We start from the raw sequence: 19,612 nt of genomic DNA on the forward strand, positions 1-19,612 counted from the left end.
TAGCACTGACAGAAAATATCGTGGCTATGAGCAAACGAGAAAATTGCACGTAATGTTGAATATAAACAACAAAAAAGCCATAGCTGTAAAATACAGTAACGGTGTCTACTCTGATCACTATGGAGCTTGTGATTTGCTAAAAGAAGTTGATTTTCAGCATGCCATAAAAGCACTATATGCAGATAGAGCATGTGATAGGCACAAGTTTTATAAGTTGTGTAACGAATATGATATAAAGACAAAAATTCCACCAATAAACAATGCGGCAGAACATCCAGAAATAGATTATATGTCTGACAGGAATGCTGCTATTAGGTTAATAAAATTATACGGTGAAGATGGCATGAAAGAATGGAAAAAAGAAGTAAATTATGGGAAAAGATCTTATATTGAAGGGTTTTTCTCAAGATTAAAGCAAATATTCGGATTTAGTTTTAGGAATAAATCTGAGATAAATCGAGAAAAAGAACTGCTAATCAAATGCTATTTGCTTAATAAATTCACTGATATTGGTATGGCTAAATTTGAGATAGTTACATGAATTTACCATAAATCACCATCTCATAAAGTGTGATGCAACAAAGCCATCCCAGTGTCACGCACTGGCATGACACCCTTTTGGATAGAAACCAGTGTCAGGTACTCGGATGACACCATTTACAACCACTCTCCTACCCTTTCTAGCTGTTTATAGCTGTTAAATCTCAGGAATTTATCAAAATATGGAGAGGCAATAAAGGGTGTGGAATTACTTAAATAGTTAGATAAAAAACCAGGCAGATCATTTTTTAATTCTTGCATTTTGTATCTATAATTTTGTATAGAAATAACTTTTATTTTATCATAATCAAGTTTCCAATAAGCAAGTTCTGAGACTTCTCTTTTTGTTATATGTTCTACCGCTAAGGCTTGTAAAATTAATTGCGGAAAAAATCCCGACATTACTTCTTCATTGGAAGGTGGTGTACCAAGCTTATAGTCTATAATTGCTACTTGCCCACTTGGTAGATACTCAACTCTATCACATCTTGCTGTCAGTGAAATTTCTTGTGGCCTATTTGTCATCCCAGCAGTTTCATACTGATCACAAGAACCAGCATCACGCACTGGAATATGAAATATCGGACAGGAAAAGCTCTTTTCCAACTCAACATAATTGCTTCGAGTTTCATCAAGTTCGACAAAAGATTGAATTACCCTCTGTAGTTTTACCCACCACATATTTGAAAAATTAAACTGACTAGTTGAGAACATTTCTCGTGCAATACTCATCAGCGACTTTTCGTTGCGTAAATATCTTGCAAGAATGTTGTGTACCATAGTGCCAAATTCCAATATCGATGGCTTAAAATTCAAGTCTCTTAATTGTTTAAGGCCCAGTATATATTCAACGTAAAATGAGTAAGGGTTGCGGATTAGTTTTTCCACCGCGCTGCAAGACATCACCTGCATTTTTTCTTTTCTGACCTCGGTTTGAGGTTTCGGCATAGGTTGAGTACATGGAACAACACATTCAGGCGTATTTAATACCCTCAGCCAATCACGATACGGCTGTTTCCCCTCCTTAAGCAGAATTTCCAAACGCTGCAATAGAATTGGTTTTCTATGGCTTAGCGATCTTGTAATATAAACCTTACTTGCACAAAACAAATTGTGTAAAGTATAAAAAAAATACCCCTGCTCTTCTTGCACAGAAGGAAGGTTAAATTTTTCTCTCGTAAGTGCATTCAAAAGCGGACTTTGAAAGCTTGGCGCTTCATTAAACCCAGCGAGTATTACAACCTTGTTGTGATATAAGCTGAATTTATTTAAGTCATTTGCTACAGAGAAAAACTCTTTCTCTAAAAATAAGGTCAGAATTTGGCTATATAACTCTAAGGAGCACTTAATTTCTATACCCTCACATGCATTTGAGAAATTACAGGTAAAATTACCTATTTCACTATTTAGCTCTGAAAAATTTATACCAGATAGTATATTAATACATTGCAAATGAGCTGCTACCACATCAGAAATAGAGTAATTTATAGAATTAAGCAAAGGATTAAATATAATCCCTAACTTACTGATAATAAGTAATATATCTTCTTTATGTTTTAGCTTTTTATGGGCATTGATAGCATTTATAATATCGCTCAGGCCATTTGTACTAAAGTTGCGTAATACCTCTATTTCAAATTCAGATAAAATCCGAGTGTACTCTTCTTGAGTGTAACCAAAAGTCACTAGCCTATGTTTAAGGAGCGAAAGTAATGACACACTGCTCCAATTTGAGGTCAAAACTTCGATACTATAAAGTAGGAGCGTTATATAAGGATAATTTTCCGGTACGGCACTGTGTTGCCTTGATAAACATGCTATACGAGTTGCAAGTAATTTATCAAAGACGACCAAAGAAACGTTTTCATAACCTTCATTCTCTATAATTAATGATGTCACTTGTGCTTCTTCCTCTCTGGAATCACAAGTGATGACTTCAATATTGCCAACATGTCCACTACTAACTTTGCTTAGATCGGCAGTTGTATCAAAAACATAGTCAGTTATTTCATTCTCTATAGTGTTCAAGCAGCTAACATCCCTTCTATCCACTTTTAAATAATCGAGCAGATCTTTCAGGCAATATTGATAATGTTTTTTATCAAGTGATTGCCAATCTTTCTCTTTAATTTTCAAATTCAGATTAGGAAAAATTATTTTTCCAAACGGCAGGTCATATATAGCCTTAATTAACGACTTATCCTTTCCAATTCCAACAAAGATTATATATTGGTCTTTTTGTAAAGAGATTATCATATTGTTTATGTAATCACTCTTATGTTTTAATATATCTACTACTTCTAAATCTTTTAAAGTTTTACTCCAAGTCTCAGTGAGTAAGCTTATGAAATTCTCTATTTTTTTTGAATGTTCATCAAATTGATAACAATCCGTTGTTTGGGTAGATTGAATTTTATCAAGCAGTGATGGCAGGCTATAAGCTAAATCAATTGGAAAATTATCATTATTTTTTCTATTCCACTCCAATATGAATTGAATGAGTAGCAGTGTCCTTTTTGTTGGCTTGATAACTTTAACCCTATCAAGATTTAATATTAAATCTTCCTCATCAATATTCTCTAGCGAAACTATCTCTGGCAAAATTATGCATTTTTTAGCGTTATGATTCTTGAATGCACTCAGCAGCGCTATCACATCCCTCTTGCAAGGAAGTATGATCTTTACTTCAGGGATTTTTTCTCTTTCATATTCAGAAAATATATGCTGAACCAGCACATCGAAAAGGGATTCATCCACATTAACGGTAAAAACTCTTCCCACTAACAGTAACAATTAATACAATACTTTTATTGTATAGAAATTATTCAAAATATAAACGTGCTTGTATGCTATTATATATTAAAATCTTTTATAACATTACATGACAAACATCAGAATAGAAGTTTTAAATAAATGTGAGCAAGTTGGCTGCAGATGGTTAGTCAACGTTTACTCGATTTATATACACAAAGAATTACCATCCAAATTATATGAAGAAATTTGCGGGCTATTTTATAATAAAGTCATACAAGACTGCCGTTATTATTCCTACAATGAAAACCTTGAAGAAGTTCCGTATGATTTCATAGAACCACAAGCAAAGTGGGGCTTGGAAATAAGCTTTTTACCTGGCATGACCGATAATGTAGGCAACACAGCGAAACAAATTGTTAGAGAATATTTAATAAACAAGGACTACATTGATGAAAATGTTTATATCAAAACAAGAAGTTCAAAATTGATTCTAAGTCAAGCAACTGAAGATGACATAAAACAAGAATTCAATCCTATCACTGAGTATTGCACACTTATCTGTAAAGAAAATAATAACTATAGCTGGAAATATTATGGTAAATACAAAGCAAACTCTTCAGCGCTCTCTTACTTGTCATCCCAGTGCCCAGACACTGGGATCCAGAAAAAAGATGTAGATTCCAGTGTCAGCTACTCAAATGACACCATTAATGGTAAAGCCAAATCTGTTAACCTAAATGTAAGTGACCAAGAGCTTGAAAAAATTAGTAGAGATGGAATCGATGGCAATGGCACTTTAGGTCTCTCCCTTGCAGCAATGAAGGATATAAAGGATTACTTCAATAAACTTGGCAGAAATCCATATGATATCGAACTTGAGTCTCTGGCACAGACTTGGTCTGAACATTGTAAACACAATATTTTTTGCTCCCCTATTGATGAAATAAAAGACGGTCTATATGCTCACTATATTAAGCGTGCAACGCGTGAGATAAATTCTGACATATGTGTGTCAGTTTTCTCCGACAATGCCGGAGGAATAATTTTTAATGACGATTACTTGATTGTAGATAAAGTTGAAACTCACAATAGCCCTTCAGCTCTTGATCCATTTGGTGGAGCAATGACTGGGGTACTTGGAGTAAATCGTGATATAGTTGGTTTCGGGAAAGGCGCGGAGCCTATAATGAATACCTATTACTTTTGCTTTGCCAAAGAAGCAAAAGGCAAATTTTATAGGGATAAAGAGCGCACTGATGAGATCTTACCGCCAAAATATATAATGAAAAAAGTGATCCATGGTGTTAATGTTGCTGGTAATTGCTCTGGTATTCCAACACAACTTGGATCGGTATATTTTGACGATAGATTTTGTGGCAAGCCGCTGGTTTTTGTTGGCAGTGTCGGAATTATTCCGCGCAACATAAATAACGCACCTTCACACATTAAAGGACCAAAAAATGGCGATAAGATTGTAATTATTGGTGGAAGAGTTGGAAGAGATGGAATTCACGGTGCGACATTTTCTTCAGAGGCATTGTCGGGAAACAGCCCTTCAACAATTGTGCAAATTGGTGACCCTATAACACAAAAAAAATTATCCAATGCCGCCTTGGAAGCAAGAGATCTTGGTCTTTATAATGCAATAACGGATAACGGAGCAGGTGGTCTATCATCTTCTATTGGTGAAATGGGAAAAGACGGATTTGAAGTTGATTTGAGCAAGGTTCTCCTTAAAAACGATGGTATGGCTCCGTGGGAAATATGGATATCAGAATCACAAGAGAGAATGACCTTAGCAGTGCCAGAAGAAAATCTTCCTTCATTTAGGCAAATCATGAAAAAACATGATGTGGAGGTTTGTGTGATTGGAGAGTTTAATGAGAGTGGTAAAGCTGTTGTTAAATGTCCTGAAGGGACAGTAATAATGGATATGGAAACCGAGTTTCTGCATGACGGTAATCCCAAAGTGCATTTACAGACAAAGCCGTGGACTGGAGAGTGGATAGCTACTTGCATGACACCAGACCGAGCTTCTGAGCTCCCACTTAGTTCAATAGATGTTGAACTAAAAGAAATGCTGAGCAGACCAAACATATGCAGTAAAGAGTTCATAGTGGTGCAATATGACCATGAGGTTCAAGGGTCGTCAGTGCTGAAACCACTGCAGGGCAAGGGAAGAGTGTGCAGTGAAGCTATTGTTTCAAGGCCAATCCTTTCTTCAAATAAAGGTGTTGTAAAATCGCAAGGGTTTGGCTCGAGTTATGGGGAAATTGACACTTACCATATGGCAGCATGTGCGATCGACACTGCCATACGTAACTATGTAGCCGCAGGAGGAAATATAGACCATCTAGCGTTGCTCGATAACTTTTGCTGGTGTGACGCTTATAATCCAGAAAGGCTATGGCAGCTAAAGAGAGCTGCAGAGGCTTGTTATGATTACGCAACCGCATTTAAAGCACCATTCATATCCGGAAAAGATAGTATGTTTAACGACTTTAAGGGATATGATGAAAATGGCGAGAAAGTGATGATATCTGCACCACCTTCATTACTCATTTCAGCAATTGGAATTATAGAAAATATTGAAAATGCGGTATCGCTTGATGTGAAAATGCCGGGAGACTTGATATATGTACTTGGAGAAACACTTGATGAACTTGGTAGATCTGAATATCAATTATACAGTGGAATAGGTAATAACAACGTACCAAAAGTCGATGCAAAGAGCGCTAGGAAGTTGTATGAGCGTTACAACCAAGCAATAAAAGATGGCATAATTGCCTCTGCAATTGCACCAAACTTGGGCGGATTAATTATTGCTCTGGCAAAATCGTTAATTGCAGGAGATCTCGGTGCTGAAATCGATCTTTCACTAGTACCAATAGGGAAAACACAAAATACAGACATAATAAACAAGATAATAATGTTTTCTGAATCGCAAAGTAGAATTTTGGTTACTATTGCACCACAAAGCCAGAAGAGGTTTGAAGAGTTGTTTAAAGGTGCGGTTTATTCATGTATTGGCAAAGTAACAGAGAAAAAGGTGCTAAACATAAAGGATGTTTTAAAAGTAGATTTAAAAAATTTAAAAAATAGTTATTATATAGCTAAAGTAACTTAGGTTTACAGACAACCGTCATCCCGCTGCTTGTTAGCGGGATCTAGAGATACCGCGGTGGTATGGCGTCTTAGCTATAGCATGTCAGTTTAAAATATTTTTCTTATTATGCTAAATAACTCTTTTACTATATGTAATGTTTATTTAGAATGAATGTGTATGTTATTAATTTTGGGTAGGTAATTATGTCTATTTTATCGATACTCCTGTTTATCAGTCTTTCTTTACTCAACACTTCAAATAAATTGATGATATGTGCTGCCTTATTTGTGGGAGCTGCTTTAGTTGTAAATTCAATGGTTGAATTTTATGGCAGAAGCAAAGCTACGTACAACTTAATAGTGTGTACAGCGCTATGTTGTGTTTTTAAATGGCAAAGTTTTAATTTGATGATATTGATTTCATATACTGCAATTTTAGTATCTCTTCTCTCAAGCATAATTATTTTTGAAAAATTGAAGTCCAAGTTGAATTTTCATATGGCAAATTTCATTACTTTAATTATAGCATCAGTGGTTGATAGTGCCGTTGTATGTGTTGGATTACTATACAAATTTTCTGCAGGTAAATGCTTATCAATATACATTAGAGATTTAATTTTTAAGTTTTCTTATGTGTCAGTATTGAGCATCTGCTTGTTTGTAGGAATGTATTTATTTTGCTTGGCGAACAAGAAGTATTTTAAGATTTCCACATAACCTGTTTTCTGATATAGCTAAACTGACTTTGGGTCCTGGGGGTGTATTTGGTGGTCCTAATACGTAACAACAGTTTAGAATTTATAGGTAGCCTAAACCCACAACTGTACAAACACTATGATTTGAGCCTATCAGGGGGGTGTCATTCCAGTGCCCAGACACTGGAATCCAGAAAAAAGAATGGTGTCATCCCAGTGCTTGACACATAGCTGTACGAACATTCATTTTTGAAGGTAAATTGCACAGCAAATGGTGTCATTCCAGTCTGGAATCCAGAAATTTTGCTTATAACTGAGCTGATGAGCTAAAGGTAGTTGTCTTACGCTAAAACAAACGTTTTTAATTAAGTTGCATAGAACCAGTGTCTGGGCACTGGCCCACTGGTGGGAATTGCTCCTAAACTACAACGTTCGTACAGCTATGTGCTTGACACTGGGATGACATCATAGGGGCACTGGCCTACTTAACCGTCATACCGTCGCGGTATCTCAGCCGCTAACAAGTAGCGGAATGACGATTTATCAAACGCTGCTTAATTTTCCGTAACAGTTGAAAAAATCAATAGAAAATCAATATATCACTATAAATTCACGTATTTTGAGGCTATAATGGTTAATACGCTATATGGTATAATATGGACGATTTTATCAGAGTTAAGGGCGCAAGGGAACATAATCTGCAAGGTGTAGACGTCAATATACCGAAAAATAAGCTAGTTGTTATAACTGGGCTAAGTGGTTCTGGCAAGTCTAGCCTTGCATTTGATACGATTTATGCAGAAGGCCAACGCCGGTACGTTGAAAGCCTGTCAGCTTACGCGCGTCAATTTCTCAACATTCAGGATAAACCAGATGTTGAGTCGATTACAGGTCTCTCTCCTGCAATATCTATCAACCAGAAATCGATCTCAAAAAATCCAAGGTCAACAGTTGGAACTGTTACCGAAATTTACGATTACTTGCGCTTAGTATATGCACGAATAGGAGTTCCTTATTCACCTGCAACTGGATTACCAATAACAAAACAAACGGTGTCTCAAATTGTAGATACTATAATTGCGTTACCTTTAGAAACTAAGATATATATACTTGCCCCTGTTGTGCGTGGTAGAAAGGGAGAACATCTTAAAGAGATATTGGAAATTAAAAGACAAGGTTACGTAAGGTTCAAAATAGATGGTGAAGTGTACAATGTAGATGACTTGCCTAAACTCGATAAGAACAAGAAACACGACATTTTTGTGGTTGCAGATAGAATATCAATATTGGGCGATATAGGAAATCGACTGCCAAGTAGTATAGAATCCGCACTAAAACTTGGTAATGGTCTAATGTATGTAGAAATAGTAAACCTACCTGACAACCATAATTCCGAGTATAAAAATGGTCAAATTCTGACTTTTTCAGAGAATTTTGCATGCCCCGAGTCTGGTTTCACTCTTGAGGAAATAGAACCAAGATTATTTTCTTTTAACAGCCCTTACGGTGCATGTGGTTCGTGTAATGGGCTTGGTAAAAAGCTGGCTATTGATGTGAAGCTGATAGTGCCAGATGAAACTCTTTCAATATCTGAAGGCGCTTTAAAGCCAGTGGGATCAATGTTCCGTCAAGTGCACACAGGTTATGGATTTTTAAAAAGTGCAATTCTATCACTGGCTGAAAATTGTAAATTTAGCCTTGATGTTCCGTGGAAGAACATAGATCAAGAAGTAAAAGATATGATACTCTTTGGCTTCGGTAAATTTCAAGGTTTGGTCAGTATCTTAGAAAACCAGATGGATTATGATGAAACGCTTGTTGAGCGATATTGCTCTGTTACTCACTGCAGAGAATGCACTGGCTATAGATTGAGAAAAGAAGCGCTTACAGTAAAAATTGATAGCAAACATATAGGTGAAATATCAGGGCTTAGTATCGATGAATCCCTTAAGTGGTTTGAAAATTTGTCAGACAAGCTCACAGAACAACAGAAGCAAATCTCAAATAAAATACTGAGTGAAATAATCAAGAGGCTAACATTTTTGAAGAATGTAGGGTTGAATTACCTAACGCTTGATCGAGAATCTAGCACTCTCTCTGGCGGCGAGAGTCAGAGGATCAGACTTGCTTCGCAAATTGGCTCAGGATTAACGGGGGTTTTATATGTTCTTGATGAACCCTCAATTGGCCTTCATCAATGTGATAATGATCGGTTAATTGCCACACTAAAAAACTTAAGAGACATGGGTAACACTGTAATCGTTGTTGAGCATGATGAAGATACAATAATGGCTGCTGATTATGCGATTGATATTGGTCCTGGAGCTGGCGTAAATGGTGGAAAAGTTGTTGCAGAAGGAACACCAGACCAGGTGCAAAGAAATTCGGAGAGCATAACAGGGCAATATTTGAGTGGAGAGAAAAAAATTTTAATTCCAAGGAGAAGAAAGAAAGCAACTCAGTTCATAAAAGTAATAAATGCATGTGAAAATAACTTAAAAAATATAAACGTTAAATTTCCTATAGGGAATCTTATTTGCGTTACTGGAATATCAGGAGGGGGAAAATCAAGTTTAGTCATAGAAACGTTATATAAATATTCAGCACATAAGATATATCATTCGTCTGCACGGTATGGTCGGTGTGATAGAATAGAAGGCCTTGAATATATAGATAAAGTTATAGAAGTTGATCAGTCGCCAATTGGTAGAACTCCTGCGTCAAATCCAGCAACATATGTTGGTATGTTCACTCATATAAGAAATTGGTTTGCAGGTCTTCCAGAGTCAAAAGCAAGGGGATATAATATAGGCCGGTTTTCATTTAATACCAGAGGAGGAAGGTGTGAGGCTTGCAAAGGTGATGGGCACTTAAAGATAGAGATGCATTTTCTACCGGACGTTTATGTGAAGTGTGAGCAGTGTAAAGGGCGAAGATATAATCGGGAAACATTGGAAGTTACTTATAAAGGAAAATCAATCTCTGATGTGCTTGATATGACGATAGATCAAGCTTGTGCTTTTTTTGAAAACCTTCCAATGGTAAAAGAAAAGTTGATTTCTTTGCAGGAAGTGGGACTTGGCTATATAAAACTCGGACAGTCGTCAACAACGTTGTCTGGGGGTGAAGCACAACGAATAAAGCTGTCCAAAGAACTATCAAAACGATTTACCGGAAGAACATTGTATATTCTTGATGAACCAACAACTGGATTACACTTTGAAGATATAAATAACTTACTAAAAATACTCCATAGATTAGTCGATCTGGGAAACACTGTTATAGTTATCGAGCACAATTTGCACGTTATAAAAACTGCAGATTATATAATAGACATCGGACCAGAGGGCGGAATAAAAGGCGGAGAAGTAATTGCTACAGGAACTCCAGAAGAAGTGGTAAAAATTCCAGAGAGTGTTACAGGCAGGTATCTTAAAACATATTTATCACATAGAACATAAACTATTTCTTAATTATATTAGGCTAGGTTGCATATTTATGATTTGGAGAGGGTAATGTCAGTATATCAATACTTTAGAAGGTACGTTGAATATGGAGTTGTACCTGCTAAGAGAGCAGAAGATTGCACACTAGTTCCAGAAAATAGTTTCTATAAGTCTGTACATTATGTTGATAATATATTAGGACCTGTGAAAGATGTAATTTGTGGAGTTGAGAGTAAAGACGATTATAACAAGTATCATAAAAACAATGATAAATGTGAATACGTGGGCCACAGAGCAGAGAGTGTGTATTCATTGTGTACACTGGGTGCTATTTTAGCAGCCAACATAATATTGCAACCTTTATTTTTGATGGTGGCATATTTGTCATACCTTCCAGTTAAGTTATTGTCAAAAATAACAGGGGACTATTGTTTTAAAACGGATACAAAATCATTCGTTGATTATTCAAACATGTTTTTAGAAATGGGACAAGATTGTGCTGATACAGTATCTAGAGTATTTAACAAGATTGTAAGTTATGCTTGCGCTGCTATCATTTGGGCTGCTGCGTTAATGATAACGCCACTCATGTTGGCTTGTGACAAAGTGCAAAGTAAGTTAAGTGAAATACAGGAGCCAGAAAAATATCATCGTTTATCTCATTGGAGTGATTCGGAGACTACTTTAGTCAATGGTATACCGCAAACTGAGTTATAAGTTTTCAGCAGTTTGAATTATATTGAGATGAAATAAAAAGTGAAAGCACAAGTTACTTTAGCTATACTATATAAATTTTATAATATATTTTATGAATTGTGAACCTTCTCTTACTAAACAAAGTTACAAATCTCATATTTCCAAACGTATGCGTAAGTTGCGAGTGTATCATTGATGAAAATCTTAATCTGTGTAGTGAATGTAACAAAAAAATCAATTTTCTAACTAAGCATTACTGCAATGTTTGTGGCGTAGTAATCTTAGACAATATTTATACGTGTGGTAAGTGCATCATCAATCCTACACCGTTTAAAGTATTAAGATCAGTTTTTGCTTATGATCAACATAGTAAAAACATGATTATAAATTTCAAATTTTTTGATAATTTGAATTACGTAAAAATCTATGCAAAGTGGATACACCAAGCTAATCAGGATACATTTCAGAACGCAGAGATCATAATTCCTATACCGTTACATAAAATGCGCTTGTTTAAACGTAAATATAATCAAGCAGCACTGCTTGCAAAAGAATTGAGTAAGTTGTCCAATTTATCCTATACGCCATTTGCAATAAAACGCCTTCGCCATACTGCGCCTCAAGCTGGTCTTTCACTTAAACAGCGTGAAAAAAATCTAAAAAAGGCTTTTAGTATAAGCAACAAAAAAAATATCGAAAATAAAATCGTGATATTAGTTGATGATGTGGTAACAACCGGAGCAACTGTAAGATCTTGCTCTCAAGAAATTTTAAACTCCGGTGCAAGAGAAGTGAGAGTGCTTTCACTTGCGAGAACGGTGAATGATTGTGAAAATCAGCATGTTAAAACGTGATTTTTAATAACCTCAACATCACTAAATTCAAAAGTTTGGTTGCCTATAATTTGAAATTTCTCATTTCCCTTTCCTGCAACTAGCAGAATCATACCCTCGTTATAGGCAATATCTACGCCTTTCTCTATAGCTTCTCTCCTACCTCCTATCTCCAGTGCATCAGGGCAATGTAGCAAAATATCGTGGCGAATTTTTGCCGGATCTTCATCACGCGGATTATCATCTGTAATTATTACTTTATCTGCATACATTTGTGCTATTTTGCCCATTTCTGAACGTTTCGTCTGATCACGATTTCCACCACAACCAAAAATCAGGACTATTTTTTTATTAAAGTGCCATTTTAAAGACAACAGGGCTTGTTTAAGTGCACTTGGAGTGTGTGCGTAATCCACGAATGCAAAAGGTTTCACTTTTTCCATTCTTCCTGGTGGAGAAACGAGTTTTTCTACGCATATTTCTCTGTAATTCAGTCCAGATATACCAATTGCACACAGCAGATTATATGCTTGAAATTTTCCTAAAACTGGAAAAAATGTATTGTAAATTTGGCTGTCAATTTTTACTGTAAGATGTTGACCATTAGGGGTTGGTGTTTGCTCTAATAAAGTAATATCAGAACCTGTTTTTCCATAGGTTATAACTTTATTGCCACGTTTTTCAGCTATTTTAAGCAATGCACAGTATTCATCTATATCCGCATTTAAAATCGCTGTTTTTCCTTCTGGTAATACCTCGTAAAATAACCTTTTTTTAGTTTCTAAATATTCACCAAGATTTTTATGGTAATCTAAATGATCTTGCGAGAAGTTAGTAAAAGCTGCAGCAGCGAGCTTTAATCCATGGATTCTATATTGATCAATCCCATGACTTGATGCTTCTAACACTAAGTGTTCTACATTTATACCACGCAATGTTGCGTAAAGGTCATCTGCACCTGGAGTGGTAAGACTGTTGCTATTACCTTTTCTGCCATTATTGATGCATGTTCCAAGTGTTCCAATAGACGCCGCATTATAGCCAGAGTTTTGCCAGATCTGGCGGCAAAATTCTACTACTGAAGTTTTACCATTTGTACCAGTTACAGCAGCAACATATTTGGGCTGTTTGAATTGATAAAACCTGCTGACTATTTCGCTGTATATTTCTTGAGGGTTTGGGTGGAAGATACAGATTCCAGCATCACGCGCTGGAATGATACCAAGGCTTGCAGCTTCTGTTATGCAATCACTTGCAATTATCGCTTTAGCTCCACAAGATAATATCTGATCTATGTAAATCCTATCCCTTTCTGACACACAAACAAAAAGATAACCTTCCTTGACTCTCTTGGGATTACATGTAACGCCCTTGATTTCAACGTCAAAGTTAACATCAATAATGTTATGCAGTAATTCTCTCAGTTTCACGTTCTACTTCGTCAGTTTTAATGTCCGAACATAGCAGTCTTGCTAGTGCAGTATTCAAATCAGAGATCAAATCCTCAGAATCTTCTAGTCCACAAAATATCCGCATGAAACTTCCACCATAATCTGAATTCATTACAGATCTTGACATAGATCTACGATCTATTGGTAATATCAAACTGTCGCACCCTCCCCAAGAAGCACCAATACTAAAAATTTTCATATGATCAACCATGCAGCTTAGTTCTTCACATGAATATTCTCTATCCAGTATTATACTGAATACGCTACTTGCTCCTTTGAAGTAACTTTTCCATAATTCGTGTTGAGGATGGGAGGGAAGTGCTGGGTACAAAACTTTTTTGATTTTTAAATGTTTTTCTAGCCACTTTGCCACTTCCATTGCTGTATTTTGGTGCCTTTTTATACGTGTGTGCAGTGTTCTTAGTCCCCTATGTGCAAGGTAGCAGTCGTGCGATTGAATGGTTACTCCATAATTTTTATAGCTCTCATAAAGCAATTTAAAAGTTTCACCTTCAGCAACCATAGCTCCCATCACTAAATCTGAGTGACCGGCTAGATACTTTGTCACCGCATATAGTGCAACATCAACTCCATAATCAAGCGGCTTAAATAACAAAGGAGTGGCCCATGAATTGTCACAAACGGTCACAATTTTATGTTCCTTAGCAACTTTTACTATATGCTCTATATTCGAAATCTCAAACGTTACAGAACCAGGAGTCTCGATCATTATCAATGAAGTATTACTCTGAATTAAATCAGTTATATCCTGTGTTGGATCATAAAAAGTTACTTCTGTTCCTCTTTTTGGTAGCTCATTTTCTGCAAACCTCCTAAGCCTATAATAACTATTATCTTGAATTAAAACGTGCGAGCCTGCTTTAGCGAAAGTTAGAATAGCAAAAGTAAGTGCAAATAGTCCGGAAGGATAAATAAGCGCTTGTCCACTCCCTTCAATTTCAGCCAGTGCATTTGAAAGATAATGAACAGTAGGAGTACCAACATTACTGTAGCTATAATCCCTTGCAACACCATCATTGATTACATCGTATATACTTTCTCCATTTGCTGCATTTAAGTAGTCCTTGTAAGTAGGGAATAATATGGTAGAAGAATGATAAACTGGCGGGTTCATGGAACCTTTATAGTCATTAAATTTTCTTCCTGCTTTAACTAATATAGACTCTTCCTTCACATTTTTATTATTTATTTTTTAAATTGTACTCATCTTGCGTATACAAGTGAAGAGAAATTGCATGTATTAGCTCTATCTCACCCTTCAATAACTCATAAATCAACTTGTGTCTTTTTAGAACGCTCATTCCAATAAAGCCGTCAGATATTAATATTAATTTAATGTGCGAAGGTAATGTTGAAGATGAAGCAAAATAATGATCAGCATGCTTTGCTGATTCATCGATAATGTTGATATCAATTACATCTATCGAATCGCGTATCTTTTCTTCTATTGTTTTAATAATATCCATAATGGTTTCTTTAAGCAACAATATGCTCCTCTTGTCATCCCAGTATCAGCTACTTGGATGACAATCGCAATTACTTATTCTCTTCTTTATTATCTATGTCTTGATAATCAGAATCTACTACTTTTTCCTCTTTATCATTTGGATTTCCTTCTGATGAAAAGCCATTTTCAGCACTATTTTGTTGAGATGCTTGATACATAGCTTCTCCAAGTTTCATAGATAATTGAGAAAGATTAGTAACTTTCTGCTGTATTGAATCAGCGTCATCAATGTTATCAGATTTACTAGCCTCTTTCAGCTCATTCAGTGCACTTTCAATAGCAGATTTATCTTCAGGTGAGACTTTATCACCATACTCTGTCAGAGACTTTTCTGTAGAATGGACTAAACTATCCGCCTGGTTCTTAACTTCGATGAATTTTTTACGCTTTTCATCCTCGTGAGCTTTTTCTTCAGCTTCTTTCACCATGCGATTTATTTCATCATCAGATAGACCACCTGAAGATTGAATGCGTATTTTTTGCTCTTTTCCAGTAGCTTTATCTTTTGCAGAAACGTGCGCTATTCCATTTGCATCTATGTCGAATGTCACTTCAATTTGTGGCCTTCCGCGCGGAGCAGGAGGTATCCCCTCCAAACTAAACTGGCCAAGTAGTTTATTATCAATTGCCAGTTTTCTTTCACCCTGATGCACCTTAATTGTAACAGCTGTTTGGTTATCTTCTGCAGTTGAAAACACCTGAGATTTTTTAGTAGGAATTGTAGTATTACGCTCAATAAGTGGAGTGAATACTCCTCCTAGAGTTTCAATACCAAGAGAAAGTGGAGTCACATCAAGTAGTAACACATCTCTTACATCACCTTGAATGATCCCCGCCTGTATTGCAGCTCCAATTGCTACAACTTCATCAGGGTTAACTCCTCTATGTGGATCTTTGCCAAAGAATTCTTTAACTTTCTCTATGACTTTTGGCATACGAGTCATGCCACCAACGAGAACCACTTCGCCAATTTGACTAGCAGACAAACCAGCATCCTCAAGAGCTTTTTTACAAGGAGCTATAGTTCTTTCGATTAAATCATTCACTAAACTTTCAAGTTTTGCTCTCGTTAATTTCATATTTAAGTGTTTTGGGCCACTTGCATCAGCTGTAATAAACGGTAGATTTATTTCCGTTTCCATTGCGCTTGATAATTCAATTTTTGCTTTTTCAGCAGCTTCTTTGATTCTTTGCATAGCCATTGGATCATTTCTCAAATCAATGCCATTACTTTTCTTGAATTCATCTAGTAAATAACTCACTACTCCATTATCAAAGTCTTCACCTCCAAGATGGGTATCACCGTTTGTTGCTTTCACTTCGAAAACTCCATCGCCTATTTCAAGTATTGAAACGTCAAATGTACCACCACCAAGGTCATATACTACTATTGTGTGCCCATGTTTCTTATCAAGACCATAAGCAAGTGCTGCAGCAGTCGGTTCATTTACTATTCTGAGTACATTTAATCCGGCAATTTTTCCTGCATCTTTTGTTGCTTGACGTTGAGAGTCGTTGAAGTATGCTGGCACTGTTATCACAGCATCTTTTACTTCCTCTCCAAGATAAGCTTCTGCTGCCTCTTTCATGTTTTGTAGTATAAATGCACCAATTTGGCTAGGAGAGTATTCTTTATTATCAGTTGTTTTAACCCATGCATCACCATTTTTTGCTGCAAACACTTTATACGGCACGTTTAGATTTTTCATTTCAGAATCACCGTATTGACGGCCTATTAATCTCTTAGTAGCAAAAAAGGTATTACTTGCATTGGTGGTTGCTTGTCTTTTTGCAGGAGCGCCAATCAACCTTTCTCCTGACGAAGTAAATGCAACTATAGATGGGGTAGTTCTTGCCCCTTCTTTATTTTCTATTACCTTTGTATCCTTGCCCTGCATTATTGCAACACAAGAATTTGTTGTTCCAAGATCTATGCCTATTGCTCTTCCCATAATGAGTACCCCATTGTAAATATTATCTGATATAAGAATATATAAGTATAGGGCTTATTAATTACAAGCCCAATTTAGGAGTTCTAATTAGTCATTAGAACTTAAAAGGCGCGAAAGCCACTTAGTCAGCCAAAAATTGCCTCGTAGTTTATTTGAATTATCAGCTTCTTCATTGCTGCTATCCCCAATTTGGTATCCAGAGTTCTGTAATGGCTTATAACCGTTTAAATTAACATCATCTCCTTGTTTTAAAACAAATGTATTTACATCTAAACTGTTATCAATACTGACGTTCAATGTAATATTAAACTCTTTTTCGATTGTAGAAACTGTATTGCGTTTGTTATTAAAAATGTGCGCTATAACTGCACTGTGTGCTACTAAATCAAAAGACTTATTTCGATTCTTGTTAGCAATATGTTGTAAATCCCTTAGTATTGATGAAACAATTACTTCGTTTGATTTTATTCTTCCAGTACCTTTGCAGTGTAAACATTCTGTAGTATTAATTTCTTGTATATTTGGTTTAATTCTTTGTCTTGAAAATACCATTAAACCAAAGTCATTTATGTAGCTAAATTGAACTTTAGCTTTATCGTCTTTAAACGCTTGCTTTATAGCAGACTCAACAGCTCTGCAATACTGATATTTCAACATATCAATAAAATCGACTACTATTAATCCTGATAGGCCCCTAAGATTTACCTGTCTTGATATTTCAGGTACTGCTTCCATATTGGTTCTATAAGCTGTTTCTTCTATGCTATCTTCTCCTGTCATCTTTCCTGAATTTACGTCTATTGAAACAAACGCCTCAGTTAAAGTTATTATCAAAGACCCACCAGATGGCAATTCTACTCTATTGCTATATAACTCAGAAATTTGATCTTCGATTCCGTAGTAAGTAAAGATCGGAGCATAACCTCTATACAATCTATAGCGCAACTTACTACCTCTTAGTGCATTGTTAGCATATTGCCTAACTGCCTCAAAAGCTTCCTTTCCAGACACTATAACTTCTATACCATCGCTACAAAAATCACGAACAGATCTCATAATTACATCTGCTTCATTGTAAATTAATGATGGAACGTTTACAGAGAAGGCATTTTTTTGAATGCTCTGCCATAATGAGGATAAGTAATTGTAATCCTGCTCAATTTCTTTCTTATTTTTTCCTGAACCAACAGTTCTTACTATTAAACCTGATCTTTTTGGCAAGTTTATTGAACTCAGTATCTCCTTTAACTGCTTTCTGACATTAGCATCTTCAATTCTGCGGGACACTCCACCTTTGCTCATGGAATTTGGCATGAAAACACAGTATCTACCCACTAAAGTTATGTATGTTGTAAATGAAGCTCCTTTATTGCCTCGTTCCTCTTTAGTTAGCTGGACCAATACTTTTTGATTTACTGAAATAACATCTTGTAATTTGTATTTTTTATATAAAGGTACCTCTCTTACAAAACCACTACCTGATCCGTTGACATTCTTACTAGCTGCAGAATCTGAAGAAACATTTGCTGAGGCTTCTTCTATACAATCGTCATTTGAGTAGCCCTCAAAGATAGTTTCCTTTTCTTTTTCTGGAATGTTGAAGTAATCTAGAGATATCTCGGAAAAAGACAAAAAACCTTGCTTATTTTTCCCATATTCAATAAATACGGCTTGCAAAGAAGGCTCTATACGCTTTATATAAGCAACGTATATATTACCTCTTAATTGTTTTTTTTCCTTGAATTCTTGTTCAAATTCTACAACCTTGTTATTAATTGACAAGGCAACTCTTACCTCATTAGAACAGATAGAATTTTCTATCAATAATACCCTTTTACCACTATTTGTCACTTATTTACCGTTTGCTTTTTATTCTGAAGTTAACTTTATGCTACTTAATGCACTGTTGATTGTCAAGGATTTTGCAATCTGCATTATTCGATTGACTTTTAGTATTTTGCGTAATAAACTCGCATAGAATTTATTATATCATTATAAGTATGGCGAAAAAAAATGCTTCTTTGCTCGTTAAGTTAGTCAGCACTGCAATCAAGATAACAAAAACTGGTGAAGAAAAATCAACTGGCTATTTTTATGTAAAAAAGCGTAATCCAAAAAAGCTCACCAAAAAACTGGAGTTTAGGAAGTATGACCCAGTAGTCAGAAGGCATGTGTTATTTAAAGAAGAAAAACTAAAGTAATTTTTTTATAAGGAATTTTATTATTATGCAAAATTTACAATTAAGTTATCCTATAATAGTAGAGTTGGGGGATGTGAAAGATACAAAACTGAAATTAATAAAGATCATTGCACAATTAATAAGTAAGAAGTACACAACACAGAAAAAAGCAGCAAACGCTCTAAAGATTGATCAACCTAAAGTATCTCAAATCAATAGGTCAAAAATCGAAGGGTTCTCCTTAGAATACTTGCTTAACTTATTGATTGTATTGGGCCAAGACATAAACGTAAGAATAAAGCATAATTCTAAACCTGCATAATATGGTATCCGTTCAGGCAATGGCGTCAACTTAAGGAAAAATATCAGCGATAGTGTATAAAATTTCTCTCTAAAACTTTTACCATTAAATTATCCAGAAGCCGCAGGAAA

At 35.7% G+C, this 19,612-nt stretch carries 14 protein-coding genes; 8 read left to right on the forward strand and 6 right to left on the reverse strand.

Translation table 11 applies throughout. The annotated features are described in order from the left end of the window. A partial coding sequence (locus INQ25_RS04385; protein ID WP_246484093.1) for a transposase occupies positions 1-541 on the forward strand: 541 nt, incomplete at its 5' end. Between the two features lie 116 nt (positions 542-657). Here the strand turns inward: INQ25_RS04385 and INQ25_RS04390 are convergent. Then, the gene (locus INQ25_RS04390) at positions 658-3,321 is read right to left on the reverse strand and encodes a PD-(D/E)XK nuclease family protein (protein WP_213863151.1); all 2,664 of its coding nucleotides are present in this window, start codon (positions 3,319-3,321) and stop codon (positions 658-660) included. Between the two features lie 100 nt (positions 3,322-3,421). Here INQ25_RS04390 and INQ25_RS04395 point away from each other — a divergent pair, with 100 nt between their 5' ends. From INQ25_RS04395 to INQ25_RS04415, 5 genes are all read left to right on the forward strand, one after another. Beyond that, complete coding sequence (locus tag INQ25_RS04395; protein ID WP_213863152.1) at positions 3,422-6,421, forward strand: phosphoribosylformylglycinamidine synthase subunit PurL; 3,000 nt, start codon at positions 3,422-3,424, stop codon at positions 6,419-6,421. A 182-nt stretch (positions 6,422-6,603) separates the two neighbouring features. Beyond that, a complete protein-coding gene (locus INQ25_RS04400; protein WP_006279733.1) occupies positions 6,604-7,116 on the forward strand; it encodes a hypothetical protein in 513 nt (170 codons plus the stop codon). Between the two features lie 634 nt (positions 7,117-7,750). Next, complete coding sequence (gene uvrA / locus INQ25_RS04405; RefSeq protein WP_213863153.1) at positions 7,751-10,555, forward strand: excinuclease ABC subunit UvrA; 2,805 nt, start codon at positions 7,751-7,753, stop codon at positions 10,553-10,555. 54 nt (positions 10,556-10,609) lie between these two features. Beyond that, a complete protein-coding gene (locus INQ25_RS04410; RefSeq protein ID WP_213863154.1) occupies positions 10,610-11,257 on the forward strand; it encodes a hypothetical protein in 648 nt (215 codons plus the stop codon). Positions 11,258-11,355: 98 nt separating this feature from the next. Further along, positions 11,356-12,090, forward strand: a complete 735-nt coding sequence (locus INQ25_RS04415) for a ComF family protein (protein WP_213863155.1) — start codon at positions 11,356-11,358, stop codon at positions 12,088-12,090. Here INQ25_RS04415 and INQ25_RS04420 read toward each other — a convergent pair. From INQ25_RS04420 to INQ25_RS04440, 5 genes are all read right to left on the reverse strand, one after another. After that, on the reverse strand, positions 12,072-13,499 hold the full coding sequence (locus tag INQ25_RS04420; protein ID WP_213863156.1) for a Mur ligase family protein: 1,428 nt from the start codon (positions 13,497-13,499) through the stop codon (positions 12,072-12,074). The two genes, INQ25_RS04415 and INQ25_RS04420, sit on opposite strands and share 19 nt — an antisense overlap. After that, entirely contained in the window at positions 13,474-14,715 is a 1,242-nt protein-coding gene (metC, locus tag INQ25_RS04425; protein ID WP_213863157.1) for a cystathionine beta-lyase, read from the reverse strand. Before metC ends, INQ25_RS04420 begins: the two co-directional genes overlap by 26 nt. Positions 14,716-14,722: 7 nt before the next feature. Further along, positions 14,723-15,007, reverse strand: a complete 285-nt coding sequence (locus INQ25_RS04430; protein ID WP_077188332.1) for a BolA family protein — start codon at positions 15,005-15,007, stop codon at positions 14,723-14,725. Positions 15,008-15,077: 70 nt separating this feature from the next. Then, the gene (dnaK, locus tag INQ25_RS04435; protein WP_213863158.1) at positions 15,078-17,000 is read right to left on the reverse strand and encodes a molecular chaperone DnaK; all 1,923 of its coding nucleotides are present in this window, start codon (positions 16,998-17,000) and stop codon (positions 15,078-15,080) included. An 87-nt stretch (positions 17,001-17,087) separates the two neighbouring features. Further along, positions 17,088-18,851, reverse strand: a complete 1,764-nt coding sequence (locus INQ25_RS04440; protein WP_213863159.1) for an Rne/Rng family ribonuclease — start codon at positions 18,849-18,851, stop codon at positions 17,088-17,090. Positions 18,852-19,000: 149 nt separating this feature from the next. Here INQ25_RS04440 and rpmG point away from each other — a divergent pair, with 149 nt between their 5' ends. Then, positions 19,001-19,201: a 50S ribosomal protein L33 gene (gene rpmG / locus INQ25_RS04445; protein ID WP_010082633.1), complete on the forward strand. Its 201-nt coding sequence runs from the start codon at positions 19,001-19,003 to the stop codon at positions 19,199-19,201. Between the two features lie 25 nt (positions 19,202-19,226). Then, a complete protein-coding gene (locus INQ25_RS04450) occupies positions 19,227-19,502 on the forward strand; it encodes a helix-turn-helix domain-containing protein (protein ID WP_213863160.1) in 276 nt (91 codons plus the stop codon). Positions 19,503-19,612: the final 110 nt, after the last annotated feature.

The organism is Wolbachia endosymbiont of Rhagoletis cerasi (assembly GCF_018454475.1).
Classification (GTDB): Bacteria; Pseudomonadota; Alphaproteobacteria; order Rickettsiales; family Anaplasmataceae; genus Wolbachia; species Wolbachia pipientis.